25 protein-coding genes are annotated in these 25,581 nt (G+C 63.7%); 13 read left to right on the top strand and 12 right to left on the bottom strand.

Going from position 1 to position 25,581, the window contains the following annotated elements; genetic code table 11:
- Positions 1 to 39 precede the first annotated feature (39 nt).
- The 6 genes from NMG70_RS31185 to NMG70_RS31160 all read right to left on the bottom strand — a co-directional run bounded on the left by NMG70_RS31185 (position 40) and on the right by NMG70_RS31160 (position 5,160).
- Positions 40 to 1,164, bottom strand: a complete 1,125-nt coding sequence (locus NMG70_RS31185) for a sugar ABC transporter substrate-binding protein (RefSeq protein WP_254028037.1) — start codon at positions 1,162 to 1,164, stop codon at positions 40 to 42.
- A gap of 298 nt (positions 1,165 to 1,462) precedes the next feature.
- Positions 1,463 to 2,491: an HTH-type transcriptional regulator GntR gene (gene gntR, locus NMG70_RS31180; protein WP_254028036.1), complete on the bottom strand. Its 1,029-nt coding sequence runs from the start codon at positions 2,489 to 2,491 to the stop codon at positions 1,463 to 1,465.
- 253 nt (positions 2,492 to 2,744) lie between these two features.
- Positions 2,745 to 2,966, bottom strand: a complete 222-nt coding sequence (locus NMG70_RS31175; protein WP_254028035.1) for a hypothetical protein — start codon at positions 2,964 to 2,966, stop codon at positions 2,745 to 2,747.
- A gap of 127 nt (positions 2,967 to 3,093) precedes the next feature.
- Positions 3,094 to 3,504 carry an SRPBCC family protein gene (locus NMG70_RS31170; protein WP_254028034.1) on the bottom strand — a complete coding sequence of 137 codons (411 nt, stop codon included), beginning with the start codon at positions 3,502 to 3,504 and terminating at the stop codon, positions 3,094 to 3,096.
- Entirely contained in the window at positions 3,501 to 3,824 is a 324-nt protein-coding gene (locus tag NMG70_RS31165) for an ArsR/SmtB family transcription factor (protein ID WP_254028033.1), read from the bottom strand. Before NMG70_RS31165 ends, NMG70_RS31170 begins: the two co-directional genes overlap by 4 nt.
- A gap of 163 nt (positions 3,825 to 3,987) precedes the next feature.
- Complete coding sequence (locus NMG70_RS31160) at positions 3,988 to 5,160, bottom strand: MFS transporter (protein ID WP_436798502.1); 1,173 nt, start codon at positions 5,158 to 5,160, stop codon at positions 3,988 to 3,990.
- Between the two features lie 236 nt (positions 5,161 to 5,396).
- Here NMG70_RS31160 and NMG70_RS31155 point away from each other — a divergent pair, with 236 nt between their 5' ends.
- A complete protein-coding gene (locus tag NMG70_RS31155) occupies positions 5,397 to 5,684 on the top strand; it encodes a DUF3175 domain-containing protein (protein ID WP_254028031.1) in 288 nt (95 codons plus the stop codon).
- A gap of 9 nt (positions 5,685 to 5,693) precedes the next feature.
- Here NMG70_RS31155 and NMG70_RS31150 read toward each other — a convergent pair whose 3' ends face one another.
- Both NMG70_RS31150 and NMG70_RS31145 read right to left on the bottom strand, forming a co-directional pair.
- Positions 5,694 to 6,470, bottom strand: coding sequence for a FadR/GntR family transcriptional regulator (locus NMG70_RS31150; protein WP_254028030.1), 777 nt, complete (start codon positions 6,468 to 6,470; stop codon positions 5,694 to 5,696).
- Positions 6,471 to 6,572: 102 nt separating this feature from the next.
- Positions 6,573 to 7,469 carry an NAD-dependent epimerase/dehydratase family protein gene (locus NMG70_RS31145; RefSeq protein WP_254028029.1) on the bottom strand — a complete coding sequence of 299 codons (897 nt, stop codon included), beginning with the start codon at positions 7,467 to 7,469 and terminating at the stop codon, positions 6,573 to 6,575.
- 154 nt (positions 7,470 to 7,623) lie between these two features.
- Here NMG70_RS31145 and NMG70_RS31140 point away from each other — a divergent pair, with 154 nt between their 5' ends.
- Positions 7,624 to 8,556, top strand: a complete 933-nt coding sequence (locus NMG70_RS31140; protein WP_254028028.1) for an NAD(P)-dependent oxidoreductase — start codon at positions 7,624 to 7,626, stop codon at positions 8,554 to 8,556.
- Positions 8,557 to 8,910: 354 nt separating this feature from the next.
- Here the strand turns inward: NMG70_RS31140 and NMG70_RS31135 are convergent, their stop codons facing one another.
- The 4 genes from NMG70_RS31135 to NMG70_RS31120 form a co-directional block, all read right to left on the bottom strand.
- Complete coding sequence (locus tag NMG70_RS31135; protein ID WP_254028027.1) at positions 8,911 to 11,376, bottom strand: PAS-domain containing protein; 2,466 nt, start codon at positions 11,374 to 11,376, stop codon at positions 8,911 to 8,913.
- Between the two features lie 81 nt (positions 11,377 to 11,457).
- Positions 11,458 to 12,555 (bottom strand): branched-chain amino acid ABC transporter substrate-binding protein, encoded by a 1,098-nt coding sequence (locus tag NMG70_RS31130; protein WP_254028026.1) that lies wholly within the window; start codon positions 12,553 to 12,555, stop codon positions 11,458 to 11,460.
- 367 nt (positions 12,556 to 12,922) lie between these two features.
- On the bottom strand, positions 12,923 to 13,738 hold the full coding sequence (locus NMG70_RS31125) for a FadR/GntR family transcriptional regulator (protein WP_254028025.1): 816 nt from the start codon (positions 13,736 to 13,738) through the stop codon (positions 12,923 to 12,925).
- A 135-nt stretch (positions 13,739 to 13,873) separates the two neighbouring features.
- The gene (locus NMG70_RS31120; RefSeq protein WP_254028024.1) at positions 13,874 to 14,863 is read right to left on the bottom strand and encodes a sugar-binding protein; all 990 of its coding nucleotides are present in this window, start codon (positions 14,861 to 14,863) and stop codon (positions 13,874 to 13,876) included.
- Positions 14,864 to 15,292: 429 nt separating this feature from the next.
- Here NMG70_RS31120 and NMG70_RS31115 point away from each other — a divergent pair, with 429 nt between their 5' ends.
- From NMG70_RS31115 to NMG70_RS31065, 11 genes are all read left to right on the top strand, one after another.
- A complete protein-coding gene (locus tag NMG70_RS31115) occupies positions 15,293 to 16,033 on the top strand; it encodes an ATP-binding cassette domain-containing protein (RefSeq protein WP_029351636.1) in 741 nt (246 codons plus the stop codon).
- A gap of 40 nt (positions 16,034 to 16,073) precedes the next feature.
- A complete protein-coding gene (locus NMG70_RS31110) occupies positions 16,074 to 17,072 on the top strand; it encodes an ABC transporter permease (RefSeq protein WP_254028023.1) in 999 nt (332 codons plus the stop codon).
- Between the two features lie 174 nt (positions 17,073 to 17,246).
- A complete protein-coding gene (locus NMG70_RS31105) occupies positions 17,247 to 18,074 on the top strand; it encodes an AraC family transcriptional regulator (RefSeq protein ID WP_254028022.1) in 828 nt (275 codons plus the stop codon).
- Positions 18,075 to 18,176: 102 nt separating this feature from the next.
- Positions 18,177 to 18,620: an SRPBCC family protein gene (locus tag NMG70_RS31100; protein ID WP_254028021.1), complete on the top strand. Its 444-nt coding sequence runs from the start codon at positions 18,177 to 18,179 to the stop codon at positions 18,618 to 18,620.
- A gap of 31 nt (positions 18,621 to 18,651) precedes the next feature.
- The gene (locus NMG70_RS31095; protein ID WP_254028020.1) at positions 18,652 to 19,443 is read left to right on the top strand and encodes an FAD binding domain-containing protein; all 792 of its coding nucleotides are present in this window, start codon (positions 18,652 to 18,654) and stop codon (positions 19,441 to 19,443) included.
- Between the two features lie 48 nt (positions 19,444 to 19,491).
- Entirely contained in the window at positions 19,492 to 19,974 is a 483-nt protein-coding gene (locus NMG70_RS31090; protein WP_254028019.1) for a (2Fe-2S)-binding protein, read from the top strand.
- A 14-nt stretch (positions 19,975 to 19,988) separates the two neighbouring features.
- Positions 19,989 to 21,356: a xanthine dehydrogenase family protein molybdopterin-binding subunit gene (locus NMG70_RS31085; protein WP_254028018.1), complete on the top strand. Its 1,368-nt coding sequence runs from the start codon at positions 19,989 to 19,991 to the stop codon at positions 21,354 to 21,356.
- A 1-nt stretch (position 21,357) separates the two neighbouring features.
- The gene (locus NMG70_RS31080) at positions 21,358 to 22,362 is read left to right on the top strand and encodes a xanthine dehydrogenase family protein molybdopterin-binding subunit (protein WP_254028017.1); all 1,005 of its coding nucleotides are present in this window, start codon (positions 21,358 to 21,360) and stop codon (positions 22,360 to 22,362) included.
- A gap of 9 nt (positions 22,363 to 22,371) precedes the next feature.
- Entirely contained in the window at positions 22,372 to 23,268 is an 897-nt protein-coding gene (locus tag NMG70_RS31075; RefSeq protein ID WP_254028016.1) for an AAA family ATPase, read from the top strand.
- Positions 23,265 to 24,533, top strand: a complete 1,269-nt coding sequence (locus NMG70_RS31070) for a vWA domain-containing protein (RefSeq protein WP_254028015.1) — start codon at positions 23,265 to 23,267, stop codon at positions 24,531 to 24,533. Before NMG70_RS31075 ends, NMG70_RS31070 begins: the two co-directional genes overlap by 4 nt.
- The gene (locus tag NMG70_RS31065) at positions 24,533 to 25,420 is read left to right on the top strand and encodes an amidohydrolase family protein (protein ID WP_254028125.1); all 888 of its coding nucleotides are present in this window, start codon (positions 24,533 to 24,535) and stop codon (positions 25,418 to 25,420) included. Before NMG70_RS31070 ends, NMG70_RS31065 begins: the two co-directional genes overlap by 1 nt.
- Positions 25,421 to 25,581: the final 161 nt, after the last annotated feature.

Genomic DNA, 25,581 nt, shown 5'->3' with positions numbered 1-25,581 from the left:
CCGGCGCCGCGGGATATCCCGCGGCGCCGGTCAATCAGTCTATTGGTTTTCCTTGCTCTGGCCCATGATTTCCTGCGCGGTGAAATTGATGCCGCAGGTCGGGAAAGAGTTGCCGACGAAGAAATTATCGGACTGGTCGGGGAAATAGTCCTCGCCTTCCTTAAAGTTCGGATCCTCGACGATTGCCAGCGGCAGCTTCACCGCTTGCGGGACGACTTGGCCCTCGAGCGCGGCAATCGCCGTCTTGATGGCGACCGCCACCTGGGCGGGACCGGTTCCGGCCGACGAGCACTTCAGCCCCTCTGCGGCAAACTTGGCGCAGAATTTGCGGAAGCCATTTTCCGTTTCGCCGCCGAAGGGCACGAACGGATGCTTGGCGTCGATCATCGCCTGGACGATGCCGGTGTCGCCGCCCTGCCCGGTGACGCCATCGAAGGGACCGTTGGTGGCGATCGCGTCGGCCGTAGCCTTTTGCGCCACGCCATCGTCCCATTTGCCAACGACTTCGGTGACCTCCCACTTCTTGCCGGAAGCATCGAGGGTCTCATGAATGCCGTTGTGGCGGTCGGTGTCGACCGACGTACCGGCGACGCCACGCACTTCGAGGATCTTGCCGCCATTGGGAATATGCTTGATCAGCCAGTTGGCCCACAACTCGCCAAGGCCTTTCTGGTCGACATTGACGTTGATGGCGTCCTTGGTGTCGAGAATGTTGTCGAAGGCGACCAGCACGACGCCCGCTTCCTTGGCGCGTTTGATGACCGGCCCGAAAGCCGTTGGATTCTGCGCGTTGACGACGATCGCGTCATAACCGGAATCGATGAAGTTGTTGATAGCCGAAATCTGCGCCGGCACGTCTTCGCCGGTCGACACGACCTTGAATTCCTTCAGTTTCGCCGCGACAGCCGGCTGCGCCGCATAGGCCTTCGCCGTCTGCACCATCTGGATGCGCCAGGTGTTGGCGATATAGCCGTTGGCGAGCGCGACGCGGTACGGGCCTTCCTTCTTGGGGAACTTGAAGAACTGCGTGTCGGCGGCCCATGGCGCGAAGCATTCCGGCTCGGCCGACGGGCCGTTGACGATTTCGGGTTCGGCAAGCGCCGACGAACTCAGCATGACAAATGCAGTGGCGGCAACGATGCCACCAACGAGTGACTTGAACATCGATATTCCTCCCAGTTGCAGTTTTTGATTGTCTTACGCGTCTCGCGCGTCCGGCCCGGCACCTCCCGCCTTGCCCGTCGCGTTGTACCAGGTGGCCGAATGCCGACCCGATCTCCTCCCTTGCCGCTCGGCAACCACAGTAAAAACTATCATATTATACATAATAAACAAGCATTAGCTGTCGATTATATATAATAAACAAACTAGCTCCTTTGCCGTGAGTTTTTTGCCAGAGGAGCGATGGTAGCGCTACCATCACATTGTGTAAAGCGTCATTTCACTGCGTGTCGAAGGCAAGTCAGCGGGCCGTGCTCTCGCGGCGCTTGAGTTCGAAGCCGAGATCGACGACCGGCTCTTGCGGCCGCTTGCCTGCAATCGCCGCGAGCGCCATGGCGACCGACCGCCGGCCGATCTCGTAGCGAGGCGTCCGGATGCTGGTGACCGATGGAAAAGCCACTTCCATCATGTCGAGATCGTTGAAGCCTGTGATGCCGATCGTCTTCGGCACGGCGATCGAGGCGCGGTGGCATTCGAACAACGCGCCGAGCGCGATGTCGTCATTGTTGCAGAAAACTCCATCCAGCGTCGGCACCTTGGCCAGCGCGTCGCGAAACAATTCGCGCCCGAGCGTCACGCTGGACGGCACCGGCGTGGTGGTGATCAGTCGCGCGTCGAACAGACCGGCCGCCTCCATCGCCGCTCGATAGCCGGCCAGGCGACGCTGCGAGCGCGGGTCCATGCGCGCGCCGATGAAGCCGATGCGGCGATAGCCCATTTCGATCATGTGCTCCGTGGCCACCTTGCCGCCGTCGAAATGCGAGAAGCCGACCATCATGTCGACCGGATCGGGCCCGGTTTCCATGACTTGCACCACCGGGCAGCCGGCCGTCTCGAGCAGTCTTCGCGACGTTGGCGTCTGGTCGACGCCCGCCACGATCAGCGCCGCCGGGCGCTGCGGGCCGAACACCTGCAGCAGCCGTTCCTCCTCGAGGCCGGAGTAGTGGGTGTTGCCGAGCTGGATGCGGTAGGAGCTGTCGAAGAGGCTGTCATAAATGCCGCGCAGAACTTCGGCAAAGACGCTGTTGGTGAGCGACGGCACCAGCACGCCAAAGACCTCGGCGCGCGCCGAAGCCAGCGCCCGCGCATTTGGGTCGGGCAGATAGCCGAGCTCATCGACGGCCGCCTGGATCTGGCGGCGCAGAACTTCCGAAACACGCTCCGGCTCGCGCAAGGCGCGGGAGACGGTGATGGCGCCGACGCCGGCCTTGCGCGCGACGTCGGCGATCGTCGGACGGCCGCCGCCGCGGCGCGAGCGCGGTTTGGTCATAGCCTTGTGCCGAACGCGGCGCCCTCGCCGAAGCGCGGCCGCGAAATGCTATTCAGCGTCGTTGCCACTGTCGCCATGCCAACCCATACTTACCAGAGATTATGGCTGCCGCACCCCGTCTGGCGTCGCGCAGCCTTACCCCATTGTCAAGCGAACCGGCCAGGACAGCTACCCGCACTCGGGTAGCGACACAGTTTGAATTTCGGCTCTGGGCGGGTTCGCGGGCGTCTTGTCGTCCATCGTGTTCACGCCTCTACGCCGTGCGTCGTCCGCTGCGCCACCTCATGGCATAGGGCAACGCGAACAAGTAAAGACCGCTGAGCATGAGCAAGCCGAGCGGGATCAGCGGCATGAGGTATACCCAGTAGGCAGGCTCGACACCTACGCCCAAGGTGATGAAGATGGCAGCGACGACCGCGGTAAAAATGATCGACAGCCAGCGGTGGAATTGCCGTATCCATGTACTCCAGTTCATTTGGGGACCTCCTCTGAAGACGAGCCGCGCGACCCGCTTGGCGGCAGCCTTTTTGCTACCTTGTTTCGTTGACGGGCGACTTGTGGGCACTGCGTTTCGCCCGCAGCTGCCTATGGCACCGGCACGGCTATTCTATCCGCGCCAGGACCTGCTCCAGGTTCGCAAAGAACCGCTGCCACCCGTATTTGGCTCCCTGGTAGTACTGCTGCTGATCCGGCCGGAAGCCCAACTGCTCCATGCGCAGATGGGTCCCCGTGCTCGTAGGGGTGAGCGTCCACGTGACGACACTTTTGAGATCCTTGGTGTCCCACGTGTAAGACAGCGTCTTGTTGGGCTCGACTGCCTGGACCCGACAGTCGACCGCCCCCCAGTCCGCGCTAAGATTGAAACGGTGCCCCTCGTCTGGCTTGAAATCGTTCTTCATCAGCCACTCCTCGATCAGGTGTGATTGCGTAAGCGCGCGCCAGATCTTTTCCGGCGGAAAAGCGACCTCCCGTTCGACAACGACGGCGCGCGTTTCGGTCTCAGTATTGGTCATCGATCCATCCTTTTGAGCAGATCTTCGAGGTTGTCGAACCGGCTTTGCCAGAACCCAGCCATTTGGTTTGTCCAGTCGATCAGCGGCGCCAAGGCGCCGAGCTCCGCGCTGTAGTGCGTGTTTCGGCCTTCGTGGCGGTCGCGCACCAACCCGGCCTGTTTCAGCACCCCAAGGTGCTTTGACACGGCCGGTTGCGAGACCCCGGCCCGAGCGGTCAGGGCCGCGACGGTCTGGTCGCCGTCGCGACACAACCGCTCGAAGATGGCCCGTCGCGTCGGATCGGCAAGCGCTTTAAAGATTCTCTCGTGGGGCTGTGGCATCGTAATCGATAACTCGCTGGCTATTTATAAATCAATAACCACCGAGATATGTGTAAGTCAAGCAAGAGCGTGGACCGGACTCCGCGTCACGGGGGGCTTCCCCCCGGGCTACCCCCTGTCTCTTCCGTCGCTCTGGCCAGCGACAGGCCAGCGGGGTCAGTGCTCAGGCCATCGCCGCGGCGCTGCGCCGTGCCTTCCACAGCAGCAGCACCATGGCCGCTATGTTCAGCAGGTTCCAGGCAATGCCGTTGAGGAACGCGGCGGCGTAGGAGCCGGTCAGATCATAGATCCAGCCCGACATCCAGCCGCCGATTGCCATGCCGAAGATCGTTGCCATAATTACGATGCCGACGCGCTGGCCGGCCTCTTTGGCGGGCATGTATTCGCGCACGATGATGGCATAGCAAGGCACGATGCCGCCCTGCGACAGGCCGAAGACCAGCGAGACGACGTAAAGCGACGCGAGCCCGTCGAAGGGGATGTAGAACAACAGCGACAGGGCTTGCAGCACCGAGCCGATCAGCAGGGTCTTCACGCCGCCGATGCGATCGGCAAGGAAGCCGGACGCCAGTCGGCTGACGACGCCCGCCGCCAGCATGATCGACAGCATGTCGGCGCCTCGCGCCACGCCATAGCCGAGATCCATGCAATAGGCGACGATATGGACCTGCGGCATCGACATCGCCACGCAGCAGCCAAGGCCGGCGACGACGAGCAGCACCTGCAGCGCTGCCGGTGACAGCGAGATCGGCTGGACGGGCCGGCTGCCGGGTGAACCGGGAGCGGCGGCATGTGGTGCGCCGCGCCTGAGCAGCAGGATCAGCGGCACCATGGTGGCGAGGCAGACGACGCCGATCGCGGCATAGGTGAAGCGCCAGCCCTCGCTCTGCATGACGTAGGGCATTGCCAACGGCCAGATCGCCCCGGCGAGATAACTGCCGGCGGCGGCAGCCGTCACCGCGACGCCGCGGCGGCGGTTGAACCAGTGCGAGATGTCGGCGATCAGCGGCCCGAAAATCGCCGACGTGCCGACGCCGATCAAAAGCCCCTGGACAAGAGTGAATTGCAGGATCGAACTGGTCAGCGACGCCATCAGGAAACCGGCGCCGAGCGCCACCGAGGCAATGAGCGCCGGGATCCAGTAGCCCATGCGGTCGATGGCGCGGCCGACCAGCACATTGCCGGCTGCGAAACCGACCATGGTCGCGGTATAAGGCATCGACGCGGCGGCCCGATCGACGCCGAATTCGGCCTGCACGGCGGGGAGCACCACGACCACCGCCCACATGCCGACACCGCCGATCGTCGCCAGAAGGACAGAAACGCCGAGCCGCATCCAGGCATAGGCGCTGTCAATGCCGGTGCTGCGTGCCTGGCTGGAGAGGGTTGTGGTCAAGGCGTTTCCTGTCCGCGGTTCTGCGAAATCGACCGGTTCGACACCACTATCGGCAAATTGGCGACGCCGTGCAGCGCCACATCCCGCAAATCCGTGGCTCCAGAAACTTGAGCTGCAGTGGAACGGTGGCCGCCGTCCCGGAGTTTTCATCAACGCACCAATGGAAGGAGTTTGCCGTGACCGCGAAAAGGAAATGGTCGGCCGAGGTGACCGAGCACAGCTATGCGCTGGACCTCGAGGAACATATCTTCGAATCCCACGATCCCAGGAAGATCGCAGCCTCGCTGAAGCGATCGGCCGAGCACAGCGAGCGGCGCAAGGCCGAGCCGTTCCAGTCCGCCATGTCGACGCTGAATTTCTACATCAACCGTGCCGGCACGAACCTGCCGGCCAAGCAGAAGAAAGTGCTGGAGGATGCCAAGGACGAACTGCGCGCCGCGTTTGGGCGCCCGAGAGAAGATTAGAGGGTCGGCCTACCTCGACTTGATGACGCTATCTGTATTGGCCAACAGCTTGCGCACCGCGTTGCGCGCCGCATACGGCCGCTGCAGGCGGATGTTCTTTTCGATCGCCTCGTGCAGCTTCTGTGCGTGCTGCAAATCGTCCAGTTCCCGCGTCGTATAGGCGAACAGATGATCGAACGCCGATTCGATCAGCACACCGAGCGGCACCAGGAGGTCGTTGCCCGACGCCCGCAGGATGGCGAGGTGAAAGCGCGTATCGGCGCGGGTGCGCTCCTGCAGCGTCGTCGCCTCGCCCATCTCCCGGCAGGCCTGGCTGATTTCGGCCATCTGCTCGTCTGTGCGCCGCATCGCGGCAAAGGCGGTCGCTTCCGGCTCGATGATGTGGCGGAATTCCTGCACCGTTTTCAGGAATACCTCGCGGTCGGGCGATGTCGCGTACCAGCCGAGCACGTCGCGATCGAGCAGGTTCCAGCGCTCTTTCGGCTCGACCCAACTGCCGATCTTCGGGCGCGACGCCAGCAGGCTCTTGGCCATCAGCATCTTGATCGCTTCGCGCACCGCCGAGCGGCTGACGTCGAAGGTCTCCGACCATTTGGCTTCATTGGGCAGGATGGTGCCGGGCGGATAGTCGCCGCGCACGATCCTGAGACCGATTTCGTTGGCCAGCGATGCATGCACACTCGACCCCGGCATACGCGCCGCATCGGCACGGCGAACGACAGCCGGGCGCTCGGCGGAGGCCGCCTTGGCCGGTGTTTTTCTCTTATTCGGCTTGCCGTCCCGCATCTGCTCACAAAGTCCGGATTCCGAAAGCTGTCAAGCGCGGGGAAAGCCTCGGGCTGCAAAGCCTGCTTCTGTGCACAGATCAGCCCGGATGCATCGACCTCGTCAAGTCGTCTTGACGTATTTCCGCCAGCTGTGTTCCGGGCGGAATCCGAGCATATCCCGCGCCTTGCGGTTGGAGAGCAGCGTTTCGTATTCACCAAGTTCGCCCTTGACCGGCACGCCGGGATAAAACCGCTTCAGCAATTCGGCCGTCGGCAGGTCGGACGAGGTGTCGTCATTGGCGGCGTTGAACACCTGATAGCCGAGCCCGTCCTTTTCGATGGCGCGCAACGTGATTTGGCCGAGGTCGCGCGCGTCGACATAACTCCAGGCGATCCGCTTGCGGAAACCCGGATCAGCGAACCATTTCGGAAACAGCGAATATTCATGCGGCTCGATGACGTTGCCGATGCGCAAAGCGTAGATGTCGAAGCCGCTGCGCAGCGCGAAGGCGCGCGCCGTCTTCTCGTTGACGATCTTCGACAGCGCGTAGCTATCCATCGGATCGACATCGTACTCCTCGTCGAGCGGGAAATGCGTCGGGTCGCGCGGCTCGTTGGCGAAGACCAGCCCATAGGTTGTCTCGCTGGAGGCGATCACCACCTTGCGGATGCCGAGTTTCACCGCCGCCTCGATCACATTGTAGGTGCCGAGCGCGTTGATGCGGAACACCTCGTTGTCGGGCGTGATCATGATGCGCGGGATCGCCGCGAAATGCACCACGGCATCGACTGGCTGCGCGCGCAGCGACGGGTCGAATTCATGCAGGCCCATATAGCTCGACAGCGCATTGAACACCTGCCCGCTGTCGGTGATATCGGTGATCAAGGTGCGCACCTTGGGGTTGTCGAGCGGCTTGGTGTCGATGTTGAGCACCTGGCAGCCCTGCTCGACCAGGTACTGCACGACATGACGCCCGGCCTTGCCGCTGCCGCCGGTGAACATGATCCGCTTCGTCATTTTGCTCTCCACATTTCCTGGAATTCATGTGTATTGTCAGACAATATCGAACTCTGCAATCGTCTGCCACGGGCCTGCGGCAAAAACCCGCTTCAACAAGTCGTCTGCCAAAGTGCGACGCCGTCATCGAGACCGCAACACAGGATTACACGACATGAACACCACCGCCGCGAGCGAAAAGATCGGCTTCATCGGCCTTGGCCTGATGGGTCACGGGATCGCGAAGAACATCGTCGACAAGGGCTATACCCTGACGTTTCTCGGCCGCAAGAACCGCGCTCCGGCGCAAGACCTGCTCGGCCGGGGTGCGAAGGAAGCCGCGACTTCGCGCGAGGTGGCAGTGGCATCCGATATCGTCTTCATCTGCGTCACCGGCTCGCGCGAGGTAGAAGCCATCATCCGCGGGCCCGGCGGCCTCAAGGAGGGCCTGAAGCAGGGCGCGGTGGTCGTCGATTGCTCGACCTCCGATCCGACCTCGACGGTGGCGCTTGCCGCCGAACTCAAGGCGCTCGGCGTCGACTATGTCGATGCCCCGCTCAGCCGCACCCCGAAGGAGGCTTGGGAAGGCACGCTCGATGCCATGGTCGGTGCACCCGACGCGGTCTTTGCCCGGCTGAAGCCAGTGCTTGACACCTGGGCCGGACGTATCGTCCATATCGGCAACACCGGCGACGGCCACCGCATGAAGCTGCTCAATAATTTCATCTCGCTGGGCTATGCCGCGATCTATTCCGAGGCGCTCGCGCTGGCGCAGAAGGTCGGCATCTCGCCGCCGCGCTTCGACAGCGTCATCCGCAACGGCCGCATGGATTGCGGCTTCTACCAGACCTTCATGCGCTGGACGCTGGAAGGCGACCGCGACGCGCACAAATTCACCATCGCCAACGCCTTCAAGGACCTCACCTACCTCGAATCGATGGCCGGTGCCGCCGGCATCGCCAACCCGCTCGGCAACGCCACCAAGAACGCCTTCGCCGGCGCATTCGCCGCCGGGCCCGCCGATCAATATGTGCCGATGCTGGCGACGCATATCGGCAAGGTCAACGGCGTCGACCTGACGCCGCCTACAGCGCCACGCGTCCCATAGGACGCGCAATGAAGGCTGCAGAGCCGACATGGAATTTTCATGAGCCACAGCCTGATTCATTGCAATAGAACCAGGCGCTATGCCCCTGTTTGATCATCATCTTCCGAACCGAACGTTTAGGACTATCATCTAGGGGCAAACCCAATCAGCCAGCGCAAATGGCCAAGATGGGAGGAATGTTGCCATTCGTCTCGTCGATGGGAACGAGCAAGTGGCGCCAATTGCCGACCTTGCCAGCGACGCCGGGAAGGTAAGGTCTCGCCCCCAAAGGAGGCGCTGGCGAAGGAACCATCCCTGCGTTGGTCGACGTGAGCGCTGTAGAAGGCGACGAACCGGGTGCGGGCGCGAGCCCCACTACCCAAGCTTGTGACAAAGTCGATCGAGCACGTCTCGAAGCGCATTAGCGGCTTGGTCACGCTCGTCAGCAGACATCAGCTCGGGTTCAGCCTCCACCCTGAGATGCGGCAGCACGGTTCGAACGGCGCTGCGGGCGGCGACCATATTGGCCTTCAGATCGAGGACGCGATAGGTGGCGACGGGATAGGCGATGCCCCTGACCTGGATGTGTCCCAGTTCCACGCAGGCGATAGTGTCCTTCACTTGCGCAAACGTCTCATAGGAAATGAGCACGGCGCCCGGCGGCGCCTCCTGCTCGAGGCGTGAGGCGAGATTCACGGCGCCGCCGATGATCGTGTAGTCCATCCGGTCTTCGCTGCCGAAGTTGCCGACGGTGCAGTAGTCGGTATGGATGCCGATGCGGCAGCGCAGCGGCGTTTCGATGCCGATGTCACGCCAGATTTCGGCAAGGTCGGTCATCCGCTTCTGCATGGCGAGGGCCATCTCGACGCAGGCGAGCGCGTCCTCCTTGACACCGCGAGTCTCCGGATCGCCGAAAAACATCAAGATCGCGTCACCGACATACTTATCGATCGTCGCGCCGTGATCCGAAGCAATTTTCGACATTTCCGTCAGATAGTGGTTGAGGAGCTGGGTGAGATCCTCGGACTCCATCTTGTCAGTGGTCTCGGTAAAGCCAGCGATGTCTGAGAAGCATATGGTCAGCTTCTTGCGCTGGCTGGCGATCCTGACGTCCTGACGGCCAGAAAATATCGATTTGTACACCTGCGGCGCGAGATACTTGGCCAGCTTGTTGGAAAGCGCCTCGAGAGCCGCGGATTTCTCGGCGAGGTTCTCCTCCCGTTGCTTCAGCTCCGTGATGTCCGAGTAGACGGCGACCGTTCCGCCGCCGGTGATCCGCCGCTCGCCTATCATGATCCATCGTCCATCGCCGCGCCGCTGCACCCAGGGGTCGCCAGGGTTGCGGTGCCGGGAGAGCCGCTCGGCGACCCATTCCTCGACCCGCCCCTCGGCATCCTTGATGTAGCCGCGCTCAGCGGACCGGCGGACGATGTGCTCGAATATAGTGCCGGGCGTCATTTCCTCCAGGCCGGCGTAGAGAAGTTCGCGATAGCGGCTGTTGCTGAGGACGAGCCGGTCCTGCCCGTCGTAGAGAGCGAATCCTTCGGAGATGCTCTCGATAGCATCGACGAGCCGCTGGCGCGCCTCGGCGACCTCGCGCAGGTTCTTTTCCTCCACCTCGACCGCGGTGTCCCGGAACAGCCTGAGCGCCTCGGCCATGCGGCCGATTTCGTCTCGGCCGGCGGCAGGTAGGGGCGCTCGAAAATTGCCGCCAGCGATCGCGAACATGCCTTGGCTCACCGCCCCCAGCCGGGCGAGAAGGCTTCGGTCAACATAGAGCCAGACCACCAGAACCGAACTCAGAAGGCTGAGGAAGGCGGAGCCAAGGACAACTCCGGTGCCGTAGCGCTGAACGACCGCGGCTTCCAGACCGGACGCGGTGATCTCGCGGTCCGCCGCGGCGACTAGCCGATCTACGGCAGCGGTAAGGCTGCGCGACAGCCGATTGTTTTCGCCGAGAAGCTTTTCGCCCTGCGCCAGGACGGCGAGCTCGTCCTGGCGGGCCTTGGGGATGCTCTTTTCGCCATCGATCAGCGCCTTGAACTCGTCCACCCGTTGTCGGAAGCGGACCTGCAGCTTCACGTCGATCTCGGCGGAGATCGCTTCCAGAGCGGCAAGGGACCGACGCAGCGGAAACAGGGTCAACGCCAGATCGCCCGGCGTCGACGCGTCCGCCGTCCTGACCAGAGCGTCGTTAACCGCCGACATCTCCTGGTGCGCCCTCTGTTGGGGGATATAGGCTGCAATCGCCTGGACGAGATCGGCCATGACCGCCGCGCTTCGATCCGGCGCGAGCGATGCGTCGGCCGCGGCCGCCCGCCACTGCGCGAGCCTGGAATTCATCACCAGGATGCCGGAGGCCACGAGACGCTGGCCTGCAATTGTCGTCGCCGACAAGCGGCGCAACAGCCCTTCCTTGCGCGCGACCACGGCGAGGCGCGTGGCAACAAGGTCGTCGAGAGCGTCGAGGTTGCGCCTGAGACCGAGCACCGCAGCCTCGATCTCAGCCACCGCTGGCGTTCCAAGCGCGGCACCCTTGAGCGCGGCCAGCAGCTCCTCGAGGCGCGTCATCTCGACCCCGATCGCAGCCGAGACTTCGTTGTGCCGGGCTTTGCTAGTCGACGTCAGCACGGCCGGCGCAATGGCCGCGACCCGCTCGGCCTGGCGCGACAGCTGGAGGGAGGCAAGCGCCGACGGCACCCGATCCCTGGTGATGCGGTCGACGACGTCGCCGACCTGGAGAAAGGCATACAGGGCAGCCGCTGTTGCCAGCACTGCGAAAGCGCTGATCCCGAAAAAAGCCAGCAGCAGGCGGCCGCGTATCCCGAGGCGTTCAAGCATCGCTGCAACGCTTTGATCCGAATGAACCTGCTAACGTGGTCTGCATCAGATATCTCAAGCGGCGCGCCGTCGAATTGGCCCTTACTCGACCGGCACGTACTCTCCACTTCGCCAGACGTACCATACCCAGTTCTGGGTCGAGAGATCGCCCTTGTCGTCGAAATCGATCGAGCCCAGGACAGTGTCGAACTCCTGCCCGCGCAGGGTCGCGATGACCGTCGCCAGCTCCAGCGAACCTGCCTTCTCGACCGCCTGCGCCCAGACCTGGACGGCAGCGTAGCTCAGCAGCGTGTAGCCTGCGGGCTCGAAGTTTTCGGCACGGAATCGCTCCACTACCGGGGCCGCTTCGGGGTTTCGCCGTGGGTCCGCGGAGAACGTGAAGAGGGTCCCCTCGGCCGCGGGGCCGGCGATCAGGGCAAATTCCTCGGTCGCCAGGGCATCGCCGGAGATGATCTGAACCGCGTAGCCGCGGTCGCGTGCGGCGCGAACAATCAGCGCAACTTCGGCATGATACCCACCGACATACAGCACGGCGATGCCAGCGGCCTGTAGTGCAGCGACCTCGGCCGAATAGTCGTCCTTGCCTGGCGTGTACGCGTCGTAGACAGCTTCGATCACGCCCCGCTTGTTCAGCCGCTTTCTGGTCTCATCGGCGAGACCTTTCCCATATATCGTGGTGTCGTGAAGGATCGCGACCTTCTTGTCGCCCCAGCGATCGGCTAGGTGGTTGCCGGCCACGATTCCTTGCGTATCGTCGCGACCAATGACGCGGAAGACGTTGGCCCGACCCTGTTCGGTCAGTTGGGGATTGGTCGATCCCGGCGAAATCTGCAAAACTCCCGCCGCCTCGTACACCTTCGATGCCGGGATCGAGGCTCCGGAGCAGTAGTGACCGATGACGAGCACCACGCCATCAGCGACCAGCTTCCGGGCTGCCACCACCGCCTGCTCGGGATCGCAGAAATCGTCGACCGCGATTAACCCCACCTGCTGGCCGAGAACGCCGCCCGCCGCATTGAAGTCGGCAACAGCCATCTCTGCCCCACGCTGCCCCTGCTCGCCAATCCAGGCGAGCCGTCCCGTCATCGCGGCCGAAACCCCGACCAATACCTCCGCCCGCGCGGGGCAGATGAACAACGCCGCGAGCGCCACAAAAGCCACTGTGATGATACGGTGCATGGATGACACCCCAAGCATGTAGTTTACGCCAATCCCGTCAACGCCGACAGTCCTTTCCGCGAGCGTGAATATCTTGGCTGTTCCTACAGCGCACTCGTCTCGTCGTTGATTAGGCTTCTACCTGGATTTGCCATATCCCTGCGCGGGTTAGTTGACGGCTGAAGCGCTCGCGCTTGCCGAGGTTCTCAACAAAATCGGGCCTAAGCGGTTGTTGCCATCGCGTGCTACGAAGTTGATTGCCTCCTTTGCAGACGTTCCGGCCCGACCTACGAAGGTCGCTTTCGGGTCTTGGGCGGGAGTTCGGCCGAGCGCGAACGAGTTTCCGCTTAGAGCCGAACTTGGCCGGCCAGAGCGATTGCGTTTGACCTTACCGCCGCGACCGCCCAATAACCTCGTCGGTGTTGGCGAGCAGCCTGTGCACGGCATTCCTTGCAGCCGCCGGACGCCTGAGACGGATGTTCTTTTCGATCGCCTCATGCAGCGCCTGCGCCCGAGGCTGGTCGCTGGTTTCACGCGTGACGAAGACGAAGAGGTGGTCGAGCGCGGATTCGATCAGCACGCCGAGCGGCACCAGCAGGTCGTTGCCCGACGCTCGCAGGATGGCCAGGTGAAAACGTGTATCGGCGCGGGTGCGCTCCGGCAGCGTCGCGGCCTCGCCCATCTCCCGGCAGGCCTGGCTGATCTCGGCCATCTGCTCGTCGCTGCGCCGGATCGCCGCAAAGGCGCTGGCTTCCGGCTCGATGATGTGACGGAATTCCTGGACGGTGCGCAGGAACATTTCGCGATCGGGCGCCGTCGCGTACCAGGCCAGCACGTCGCGATCGAGCAGGTTCCAGCGCTCTTTCGGCTCGACCCAGCTGCCGATCTTGGGGCGTGAGGCCAGCAGGCTCTTGGCCATCAGCATCTTGATCGCTTCGCGAACCGCCGAGCGGCTGACGTCGAAAGTCTCGGACCATTTGGCCTCGTTGGGCAGGATGGTTCCCGGCGGATAGTCGCCGCGCACAATCCTGAGCCCGATCTCGTTAGCCAGCGACGCATGCACGCTCGATCCGGGGATCAGCGCCGCGTCGGCACGGCGGGCGCCGGACGGACGGGCAGCCTGCGCCGTGACCTTGCCCCGTGCCTTGACCGTGGCCCGTGCCTTGACCGTGGTAAGTCGCTTTTTCGATCTTGCGTCCGACATCCATGTTCCCCGGCACAGGCTGAACTCAAGGCACGGCAAAGCAGGAGCGCATCGCCCCAGCACTGTCGCCTCGCAGGTTTTCGTGAACCGGTGTGACGGGGCGCCCGTCGAGCGGACGCCCCGAAAACTGCGATCCTACTTCTGGATGCAGGTGTCGGCCGTATCCTTGGTGCACTCGTCGAGACCGGTGAAGACCGGATCGGCGACCGCCTTGCCTTCGATCAGGTCGATCATCACCGAAGGCGCCTTGTAGCCCATCTCGAACGGACGCTGGCCGACCAGCGCGGTCACCAGACCCTCCTTGGCAATGGCCACTTCCTCACCGATCGTATCGGCGGCGCCGATGACGAACTCGTTCTTGGCGATCTTGTCGGCCATCGGCTTGAACAGGTCGCGATAGGGCTGCGGCGCGCCGAACAGCGGCCAGCCACCCATGATGCCGAAGGCGTCGAGATCGGGATTGGCGGCGAGGATATCGGTCATCGCCTGCACGCCCTTGGCGCCGTCGTCATTGGTGAACACCGGGCAGCCGGCGACCTCGGTCCAGCCGCCCTCGCCGGCGAGCGCCGGGAGATCCTTCTGGCCTGTAAGCGCGTCGCGCATGCCCTGAGCGCGGCGCAGGATGTTGTCGGCCGCCGGATTGCCTTGGATGGTGCAGATCTTGCCACCCTCCGGCTTGGCCTTCTTGATGTACTCGCCGATCTTGTAGCCCATCAGGTAGTTGTCGGTGCCGAGATAGGTCTTGCGCAGCGCCGCATCTTCCTTGCTGAGGTCGGCGTCGAGCGTCATGATCGGGATCGACGGATTGGCGCTTTTGATCGTCTGCGCGATCAGCGGCGCGTTGGAAGGCGAAATGGCCATCGCCACCGTGTCCGGCTTGCTCAGCATGTCCTGGACGATCTGGGCTTCGCCGGCCTCGTCCGAGGTCGACGCCGGACCGGTGTAGAAGCATTCATATTCCGAGTTGGCGTTTTCCGAGTTCCATTTCTGGCAACCCTGGTTGATGGCCTCGAAGAACGGATTGTCGAGCCCCTTCACCACGATGACGAGCTGTTTCTTGGCCATGGCCGGCCCGGCGCCCAACGCCAGCATGGCGACGGCAGCGAGCAATAGTGATTTCCTCATTTCAGTCCTCCCTTGAAACAGACGGACACGGCGTGCCCGCCACACAGACCGGCCCGGATGCGCGATGACAGAGGTTCGTTTCGCGAGCGCTCGTGTCGCCAAGCCGGGCCGATAAGTATTTCCAGATGCGGCCGCAGACCAGCGCGACACGGACGCTGCCAGATCCCTCGACCGATAAACCTCCGCCGAATTCCGCCCGGCGCACCGGAACAGGAGATCGGCATAATCTCCTCCGGCGCCTAGCTAATATCGGCTTGCGACCAACGTCAATTGCTATTTGTCCTACAAAACGGATTTTTCGAAAGAAGCCGCTGTTGACGGCAAGGGGGCATGTGCGTAAATGGGCGAAAGCGCTGTTCCCGGGAGGAGCTGGGACGAGCGAGGCCGCGGCAGAACCGCAGCCGGAAAGCACGGGGAGGAAGCAGTCTGGTGTCGGTTCTCGAACTCGCCAACATCTCGAAACATTTCGGCGCGATCCAGGCCGTCAACGACGTTTCGCTGTCGATCGAGGCCGGACAGGTGGTCGGCCTGATGGGCGATAACGGCGCCGGAAAGTCGACGCTGGTCAAGATGATCGCCGGCAATTTCCGCCCGAGCCACGGCACGATGCAGATGGACGGCAAGGAGCTTATCCTGCACAAGCCGGTGGAGGCGCGCCAGCACGGCATCGAGATCGTCCATCAGGATCTGGCGCTGTGCAACAATCTGACGGCCGCCGCCAATGTCTATCTCGGCCGCGAGCTGCGCCGCGGCGTCGGGCCGTTTCGCATCCTCGACTACGCCGCGATGTACAAGCGCGCCGGCCAGATTTTTGCCGTGCTGAAATCCGAAACCCGCCCGCGCGATCTGGTCAAGCAGATGTCGGGCGGCCAGCGCCAGGCGGTGGCGATCGCCCGCACCATGCTTTCGCAGGCCAAGATCGTGCTGATGGACGAGCCGACGGCGGCGATCTCGGTCCGGCAGGTCGCCGAGGTGCTGAACCTGATCCGCCATCTGCGCGACCAGGGCATAGCGGTCGTGCTGATCAGCCACCGCATGCCCGACGTCTTTGACGTTGCCGACCGCGTCATCGTCATGCGGCGCGGCCGCAAGGTTGCCGACAAGACGATCGCGTCGAGTTCGCCCGAGGAAGTCACCGGGCTCATCACCGGCGCCATCGAACAGGTTTGATGCCAGCCGGTTTCACCACGCAAGCAAATAAAGGTCGACGATGGCAGTAACTCTTGACCAGACGATCGCGCAGAAACAGCACACTTTGCTGACCAGGGTGTTTGCCAGCCAGACCTTCTGGGTGGTGATCGCGGTCATCCTCGCCTGCCTGTTCCTGTCCGTCGCCACGGATTCCTTCGCCACGACGAAGAACCTCTACAACATCACCCGCAACATCACCTTCGTCGCCATCGTCGCGCTCGGCATGACCTTCGTCATCATCACCGGCGGCATCGACCTGTCGGTCGGCTCGGTGCTTTGCCTGTGTTCGATGGTGCTGGCGGTGACCATGCATGCCGGCTACGGCATCGAGATCGGCATTGCCGCTGCGATCGCGACGGCGCTGATCATCGGCGCCTTCAACGGCATCCTGATCGCCTATCTTGGCTTTCCGCCCTTCGTGGTGACGCTTGGCATGCTGTCGATCGCGCGCAGCCTGGCCATGGTCGCATCCAACAACACCGTCGTCTTCCAGTTCGGGCCCGACCACGACAAGCTTCTGGCGCTGGGCGGCGGAGCCTTTGTGTTCGGCATCGCCAATCCGGTGCTCTACATGATCGTGCTGGCGCTGATCACCGGCTTCGTCCTGCGCTGGACGAAATTCGGCCGGCACATCTTCGCCATCGGCGGCAACGAGCATGCGGCGACGCTGACCGGCGTTCCGGTGCGCCAGATCAAGGTCGCTGTCTACATGATCTCGGCGCTGGCGGCGGGTCTTGCCGGGATTGTCCAGACCGGCTGGCTGGGCGCCGTCACCACCAATCTCGGCAACGGCATGGAGCTTCAGGTCATCGCCGCCACCGTCATCGGCGGCGCCAACCTGGCCGGCGGCATGGGCACGGCCTTTGGCGCCGTCGTCGGCGCGGCGCTGATCGAAGTGATCCGCAACAGCCTTGGCCTGCTCGGCATCAACGCCTTCTGGCAGGGGGTGTTCATCGGCGGCGCCATTCTGATGGCGGTCCTGTTCGACCGGCTCCGCAATTTCAGGCGCAACGAATAGACCGCAGGTCACGCGCGCTGTTCGTTCGCTTCCTATCGCTCAGTCTGAAAATCGGCCGGCACGGTTCATGACGGGCGCCAAGCTTATGCATGCGCCTTGACGCAGGCCCGGACTGCGCCGCACTATCCCGATTGCAGGCGAAGGGAGGCCAGTCGCCTGCGGGAGGATGTACCCATGACAGAAGCGATCAGGCTCTACTGGGGCCGGTTCGGACATGTTTCTGTCCTGAACGTCGCCAGCGACTTCGTCACCCATGCCCATGTCGAGGCGCATATCATCATCTGGCTGGAAGGCACGGCCGGCGAGATGACCATCGGCCGCGAGACGGTGCGGCTTGGACCCGGTACCGCCGCCGGCATCAATTCCTTCCAGCCGCACAGCCACGCTTTGTCCCGCGACGGCCGGCCCGGCCTGTTCCTCGCCTTCTACATCGATCCGGACTGGGCGCGCCGGCGCCGCGACCTGCCGTCGACCGCGCCGCTATTTTCGGCACCGGCCATCACGCTGGAGCCGTGGCTGCACAAGGCGGCAGCCAATCTTCTCGACCATCTCAGCGACAATGAGAGCATGGACGACATTGCCAATTACGAGATCGAGCGCTTCATCGACAGCGTGCTCGACGCCGCCGACGCCTCGGCGCCACAAGTGGCGCGGGCCCGCGTCCACACGGTGCAGGATTTCCGTGTCCGCAAGGCGATCCAGCTGATGAAGGCCAATGTCTGCGAACGCATCTGCTTCGACGAGGTGGCGCGCAGCGTCGGCCTGTCGCGGCCGCATTTCTTCGCGCTGTTCAAGGAGCAGACCAATCTGACGCCCAATGTCTACTGGAACACGCTGCGCATGGCGGAAGCGGTGCGGCAGCTGCAATGGTCGCAGGAGCCGTTGATCTCGGTCGCCTGCAATCTCGGCTTCACCACGCAGGGTAATTTCTCGCGGTTCTTCCGCGATCATGTCGGCGTTCCGCCGACACTCTATCGCGAGGCGGCGCGGGCCATTTCCTGAGCCATTTTCAGACTTATTGATAGGCGTTCAAGACGCATTGATAAGTGCTGCCGGGCCCGCCGCCCTACCCTCGCGACACAGCTATTGCAAGGGAACGATCATATGGCGAAAGTCACTGTCTCCAGCGTCATCGACGCACCGGTCGAAAAGGTCTGGGCGCGCATACGCGACTTCAACGGGCTGCCGAGTTGGCACCCGCGCATGGTCGAGAGCCATATCGAGGACGGCAAAGACGCCGGAGCGATCGGCTGCGTGCGCAATTTCCAACTCGCCAGCGGCGCCCGCATCCGCGAGAAGCTGCTCGACTTCTCCGACGACAGTTTCCTCGTCAGCTACTCCATCCTGGAGACGCCGCAACCGCTCACCAATCACAAGGCTACGCTGCAGTTGCGCCGGGTGACCGATGGCGACCGCACCTATGCCGAATGGACCGCAAGCTTCGACGCGGCCCCCGAGGAAGCTGACAAATTGGCGGAAGGCATGGGCGCCAACGTCTTTCAGGGCGGTTTTAACGCCCTGAAGACCCATTTCGCCGGCCAAGGTTGAACTGAATGGGGCTAACAAACAGGAGCGTTCCATGGCGCTTGCATTGCAGACTTTCTCGACGGTCAAGGACGCCAATGCGGCGCTGAAAGCCGCCGGCACCCGCTATCTCGGCGGCGGCACGCTGGTCGTGCGCGCCGCCAATGAAGGCGACGTTTCGGTCTCCAGCCTCATCGGGTCGACCGAACCGGCGCTGTCGGCCATCATCGTTTCCGGCGACAAGGTTCGCATCGGCGCCTCGGTGACCATGGCGGCGATCGCCCGTCATCCGGATCTCGTGGCACTTGCCCGCGCCGCGCGCGCCGTCGGCGGCCCGGCGATCCGCAACGTGGCGACGGTCGGCGGCAATCTCTTCGCCCCGGCGCCCTATGGCGATTTCACCGTGGCGCTGCTGGCGTTGGATGCAATTGTTAGCACCGAGGGCGGCGAGAAGCCGATCGAAACCTTCCTGGCAAAACGCGAAAGCAACCACGCCATTGTCACCGAAGTTGGATTTACGCTTCCGGCGGAAGGCCTTCGCTTCCTGAAAGTGTCGAGGGTCAAGCCGAAGGGCGTCTCGGTGCTGTGCATCGCCGCCGTGCTGGAACAAGCACCGGACGGAACCGTGTCATCGGCGCACATCGCGCTTGGCTGCATGGCCGACCGACCGATGCGCGCCAAGGCGGCGGAGAAGGCGCTGCTCGGCAAAAAACTCACCAGCGACGGCATCGCGCCGGCGCTGGCCGTCGCGAGCGACGGCACCTCGCCCGTCACCGATCCGATCGCAAGTGCCTGGTATCGCAATGAAGTCCTGCCGGTTCATCTCGGCCGGCTTTTGCTCGCCTGAAAGCCAATGGCGCCCATATCCGCCTGGCTGCGGCGCAAGGAGTAAAAGATGGCAAAGATCCCGGTTCAGTTCACGCTCAACGGCGCGGAGAAGGCCGAATTCTTCGACAGCGGCACGACGCTGCTCAATGCGCTGCGCGACAAGATCGGCGACACCTCGCCGAAAGGGGGCTGCCATCAGGGCACATGCGGCGCCTGCTCGGTCATTATCGACGGCGAGTTGCGGCTGTCCTGCCTGACGCTGGCCGAAACCTGCAACGGTGCGGCGATCACCACGACATCGGGGCTGTCGCAAGGCGGCGTGCTGCATCCTTTGCAGCGCGCCTTCCTCGACGCCTTCGCCACGCAATGCGGCTTCTGCACGCCGGGCATGATCATGGCCGCCAAGGTGCTGCTCGATCACACGCCGGACCCCAGCCGCGACGATGTGGTCGAGGCGCTGTCGGGCAATATCTGCCGCTGCACCGGCTACGAGCCGATCATTCAGGCGGTGCTGACCGCCGCGCGATCCAATTCGCAGAACGCAGCTTGAGGGGAGTCGAAAAGATGGAACTCCGCAAGAGCTACTTCGCCGACCAGCGGAAGGACGATCTGCACGAGATCGGCCAGCCCCGGCCGCGCTCCGATTCGCCCGGTCATGTCACCGGCAAGACCGCCTATTTCGCCGACCGCAATCTTCCAGGCATGCTGCATCTGAAGATGGTGCGCAGCCCGCATCATCACGCCCGCATCCGCAGCATCGACACCTCAGAGGCGCAGGTGCACCCGGGCGTGGTGAAAATCCTGACCGCCAAGGATGTGCCGCACAATGTCTACACCATCCTGATCCTGATCCAGATCGGCCCGGAGGACGAGACGGTGCTGGCCGACGGCAAGGTGCGCTGGAAGGGCGAAGCCGTGGTGGCGGTGCTGGCCGAGACCGAGCGTGCCGCCCAGGAAGCGGCGGCCAAGGTCAAGATCGACTACGAGGTGCTGCCAGCCGTCTTCGACATGGAAGAAGCGCTGAAGCCTGGCGCGCCTGTTGTCAACGAATATCACGGCCGGAATTATTACCTCTATGACAGCGGCGAATGCCGCAAGGTGCGCTTCGGCGATGTCGAGGCCGGTTTCGCCGGCGCCGATCACGTGCTCGAACAGACCTATCAATCGTCGCCGATCGAGCACGCGCCGACCGAGACGACCGGCTGCATCGTCGCGCCGGAGGGCAACGATCGCTTCACCTGCTACACCAACACGCAAGCGATGTTCTTCACCCTCGACAACGCCTCGATCATCCTGCAGATGCCCGGCAACAGACTGCATTTCGTCGGCGGCACCGTCGGCGGCGGCTTTGGCGGCAAGGTCGACGTCATCGTCGAGCCGATCGCCATCCTCGGCGCCAAGCTGACCGGGCGGCCGGTCTCCTTCATATACAGCCGCGAGGAGGAGATGCAGATTTCCTCGCCGCGCGCCGCCGAAAAGGTCGTCATCAAGGACGGCGTCATGAAGGATGGCCGCATCGTCGCCCGAAAAGTCACCGGCTACACCGATGCCGGCGCCTATTCGCGCCATTCGCCCTATGGCGCGCAGAAGGGCGCCGGCCACTATCCCGGCCCTTACACCATCCCGAATGTCTGGATCGACACCTACTGCGTCTACACCAACCGGACCCCCTCCTCCGCCATGCGCGGCTTCGGCGTCACCATCGGCGATTTCGCGCTGGAGGTGCAGATGGACAAGCTCGCCCGGCTCATCGGCATGGACCCGCTCGAATTCCGCTTCATCAACGCCTACCGCGACGGCGACATGAAGGCGCACCGCCAGCCGACCGAGGGCGCGGCTCTGATCGAGTGCATGCAGGAAGCCTCGCGCGCCGCCAACTGGCCGGTGGCGGAGAAGTTCATGGCGATGTCGTCCCACGCGAAGGGAGCTTGAAATGGCGATCAGGCGCGGACGCGGCGTCGCCGCAATCAATTATCCGACCGGCATGAATCTCGGCGGCGACCCGACCCAGGCGCTGGTCCATTCGACGCCGACCGGCAATTTCATGGTGACGCTGTCGAGTGTCGATCTCGGCCAGGGCATGAAGCAAATCATGGCGCAGATCTGCGCCGAGACGATCGGCGTGCCAACCGACCGCGTTGTTGTCGACACCGCCGACACCGACACCGGCCCGCACTGCATGGGCACCTTCGCCTCGCGCGGCACCCACCGCGCCGGCAACGCCGTCATCCAGGCGGCCAGGGAAGCCCGCCAGGTGATGCTGGAAGTGGCGGCCGAGGAACTGGAAGTGAACGCCTCGGACCTCGATACCGACGGCCAGGGCAACATCCTGGTCAAGGGTGCGCCGCAAAGATCGATCTCGATCTTCGATGTCGCGCTGTCGGCGCATTTCAAGCGCGGCCGCTCGATTTCCGGCCGCGGCATGTTTTTGATCCCGCGCTCATATCCCGATAAAGAAACCGGCGCGATGAAACCGTCGACCTGCTACGCGCATGCCTGCACCGTCGCCGAGGTCGAGGTCGACGACGAGACCGGCGAGGTCACCGTGCTGACTGTCAAGAATGTCTTTGAGATCGGCCGCGCGCTGAACCCGAAAATGGTCGAGCAGCAGCTCGTCGGCGGCTCGTGGATGGGCATCAGCCACGCGCTCTACGAGACGACAGAACCCTATTACCCCGACCGCGATCATGGCGGCACCGACTTCAACCAATATCTGATGCCGGGACCAGGCGATCTTGCGCAAACCGAGATCATCGTGCTGGAGAGGCCCTCGGCCGACGGACCCTTTGGCGCCAAGGGGCCGGGCGAAATGTGTGCCAACCCGCAAATCCCGGCGGTCGCCAACGCGGTCTTCGACGCCGTCGGCGTTCGCATTGACACGCTGCCGATCACGCCGGAACGCATCCTGCGGGCGCTGAAGGCGCAAGCCTCGAACTGAGTGCTGGGAATGCCCAAGAGAAGCGCCCGGACTACAAGCGCCGAGACTGTCGCGATCTCGCCGGAGGCGGTGGCATCGCGCCTCGCCGCCTCGCGATATCTGGCCGATGAAAGCCTTGCCACCGCCATTTTCCTGGCGATCCGGCTGGGCAAGCCGCTGCTGCTCGAAGGCGCGCCGGGCGTCGGCAAGACCGAGGCGGCCAAGGCGATAGCCGAACTGCTCGGGCGCGATCTGGTGCGGCTGCAATGCTACGAAGGCATCGACGCCGCACACGCGCTCTACGAATGGAACTATCAGCGCCAGTTGCTCGCCATTCGTCATGCCGGCGAGCATGAGGTCGACATCTATGACGACCGTTTTTTGATCGCACGGCCGCTGCTGCAGGTGCTGAAGGCGCCGGAAAAGCGCGTGCTGCTGGTCGACGAGATCGACCGTTCCGACCATGAGTTCGAAGCGCTGCTCCTGGAATTCCTTTCCGATTTCCAGATCAGCATTCCCGAGCGTGGCACCATCCGCGCGACGGCGCAGCCGATCGTCATCCTGACCTCGAACCGCACCCGCGAACTGGCGGAGGCGTTGCGGCGGCGATGCGTCTACCACTGGATCACCTATCCCGACGCCGAGCGCGAGGCCGCCATCATCATGCTTCGCGCCGGTGACGTCGCTAAGGCCACCGCCCGCGCCGTGGCTACCGCCGTGCGCGACATCCGTGCCCGCCCGCTGGCCAAGCCGCCCGGCATTGCCGAGGCGGTCGAATGGGCCAATGCCGCGACGATCCTCGAAAAGGGCGGCAGCCCGTGGCCGGAAGCCTTCCGCCGCGCCATCGGCGTGCTGATCAAGGACGAGGAGGACCTGTCCTACATCGCCCCCGAGCTTGGCCGGATCGTCGAGGAGGCATTGGCGTGACACGCGACGTCAATGACCCCTTCTCCCCGTTCATGGGGAGAAGGTGCCCCGAAGGGGCGGATGAGGGGCAGCGCGAACGGCGGAAGACGGCGCCGCCCCTCACCTGCCTGCCGGCATCCTCTCCCCGTGAACGGGTAGAGGAGAGCTTGCCCCGCGCGGCTGCGCCCTTGCTCGGTTTTGGCCGGCTGCTGCGCCGCTATGGCTTTCCGGTGGCGCCGGAGCAGGTGTCCGGGTTCATGCAGGCGGTGACGCTGCTCGGGCCCCGGTCGATGGCCGATATCCACGAAGCGGCGCTTGCCACGCTGGCGCCGGCGCCCGACCGCCGCGCCGAATTCGAGGCGCATTTCCAAAGCTATTTTTGCGGCAGCACCGCGGCCGTGGTCGAAGGCGAGGTCGACGAGGAAACCCGCATCAAGGACGATGGCGGCACCAGCGAAGAAGAGATCGAGGTGACGCGCCGGGAGGAAGGCGGCGAGCTATCGTCCGGCGCCGAACGGTTGAGCGCCCGCGACTTTCAACGCGACGGCGACGGGCTTGCCGCCTTCCGCCGCAAGCTCGCTACCGCCTTGCCCGCCCGCCGCTCCTTCCGCACCGTGCGCACGCACGCGCGCGGCAAGCTCGACCTGCGCCGTTCGCTCCGCGAAATCGTCAGTGCCGACGGCGATATACCGTCGCCGCTGCTGCGCCGCCGGCAGATCGTGCCTCGCAAGGTTTCGTTGCTGATCGACGTGTCCGGCTCGATGAAGCTCTACACATCGGACTATCTCAAACTGGCGCATGCAGCGGTGCAAGGCGCGGACCGGGCTGAAATTTTCACCTTCGGCACGCGGCTGACCCGCATCACCACGGCGCTGCGCATTCGCGACCGCGACCAGGCGCTGGCCCGCGCGGCAGCATTGGTCGACGACTGGGATGGCGGCACCCGCATGGGACCGACGCTGCTCGCCTTCCTGTCGGTGCCGCGCTTCTCTGCCTTTGCGCGCGGCGCGGCGGTCGTCATCCTGTCCGACGCGCTGGAGCGCGGCGATCATGCCGATCTTGAAATGGCGATGGGCCGGCTGAGCGCCCGCGCCTTCCGGCTGTCGCTGGCGACGCCGCTGGCCGGCGACCCGCGTTTCCAGCCGGCGACGGCAGCGCTTCGCGCCATCCTGCCGGTGCTCGACGATCTGGTCGACGGCTCGTCGATCGCCGGTCTCACCGATTTCATCCTGTCGCTCGCCCGCCCCGCTGCGGCGGCCGCAGCAATCTGGAAAAGGGTTTCATGATGAAAAAGGCGATCGACGCGCATTTCCACATCTGGCGACAGCAGCACCAGCCCTGGCTGCGCGGGCCAATGGTGCCGCGCATCTTCGGCCCTTACGAGCCGATCCGCCGCGACTATCCGATCGAGGAATTCCTCGCCGACCAGCAAGGCTCCGGCGTCGAGAAGGCGGTCTATGTCCAGACCAACTGGGCCAAGGAGGATTTCGAGACCGAAGTCGCCTTCCTGCAGAAGACGGCTAGCGAAACCGATTGGCCGCATGCGATCGTCGGCTATGCCGACATGACGGTGGATGATATCAGGCCCCAGATCGACCGGCTGAAAAAATACCCCCTGCTGCGCGGCGTGCGCATGCAACTGCACTGGCACGAAACGCCGGCCTTCCGCTTCGCCACCTCACCCGATCAGGTCGTCGACCCGAAGGTGCGGGCCAATGTGGCGCGGCTGAAGGACTATGATCTGTCCTTCGACCTGCAGCTTTTCCCGGCCCAGATGAAGGACGGGCTGACGCTTGTCGGCGAAAATCCTGAGACCAATTTCATCCTCACCCATGCCGGCATGCTCACCGATGTTTCGCCGGAAACCACCGAGGCCTGGAAGACCGGGCTGGGCACGCTTTCAGCCGCGCCCAACCTTTATGCCAAGCTCTCCGGCCTCGGCACCTTCGTCCACCGCAACGACCCGACGCTGATCGCCTACATCGTCGACAACGCGATCGACATTCTCGGCAGCGACCGGCTGATGTTCGGCTCGAACTTCCCGATCGAGAAACTATGGACCAGCCATGCCGAACTGATCAAGGCGCACCGGGAGGCGGTTGCGAAGCATGGTGCGGTGGCAGAGGCGGACATCTTTTGGAGCACGGCGGAGAAGGTATATCGGCCGGTGTAGCGTGGCGCCCTTTCCTTCTCCCCTTGTGGGAGAAGGTGCCCTCGCGAAGCGAGGTCGGATGAGGGGTGCTGGAAGGATCGCTCCCTCGAAGGACTAAGCACTCAAAATTCCTCGATCTTTTAACGCCGCGTTTCTTCCAGCATCCCTCATCCGTCTCGGCG

The sequence above is a fragment of the Mesorhizobium ventifaucium genome (assembly GCF_935822925.1).
GTDB classification, from domain to species: Bacteria; Pseudomonadota; Alphaproteobacteria; order Rhizobiales; family Rhizobiaceae; genus Mesorhizobium; species Mesorhizobium ventifaucium.
The sequence above is the reverse complement of the archived record's forward strand: the minus strand, read 5'-3'. Positions and strand labels throughout refer to the sequence as shown.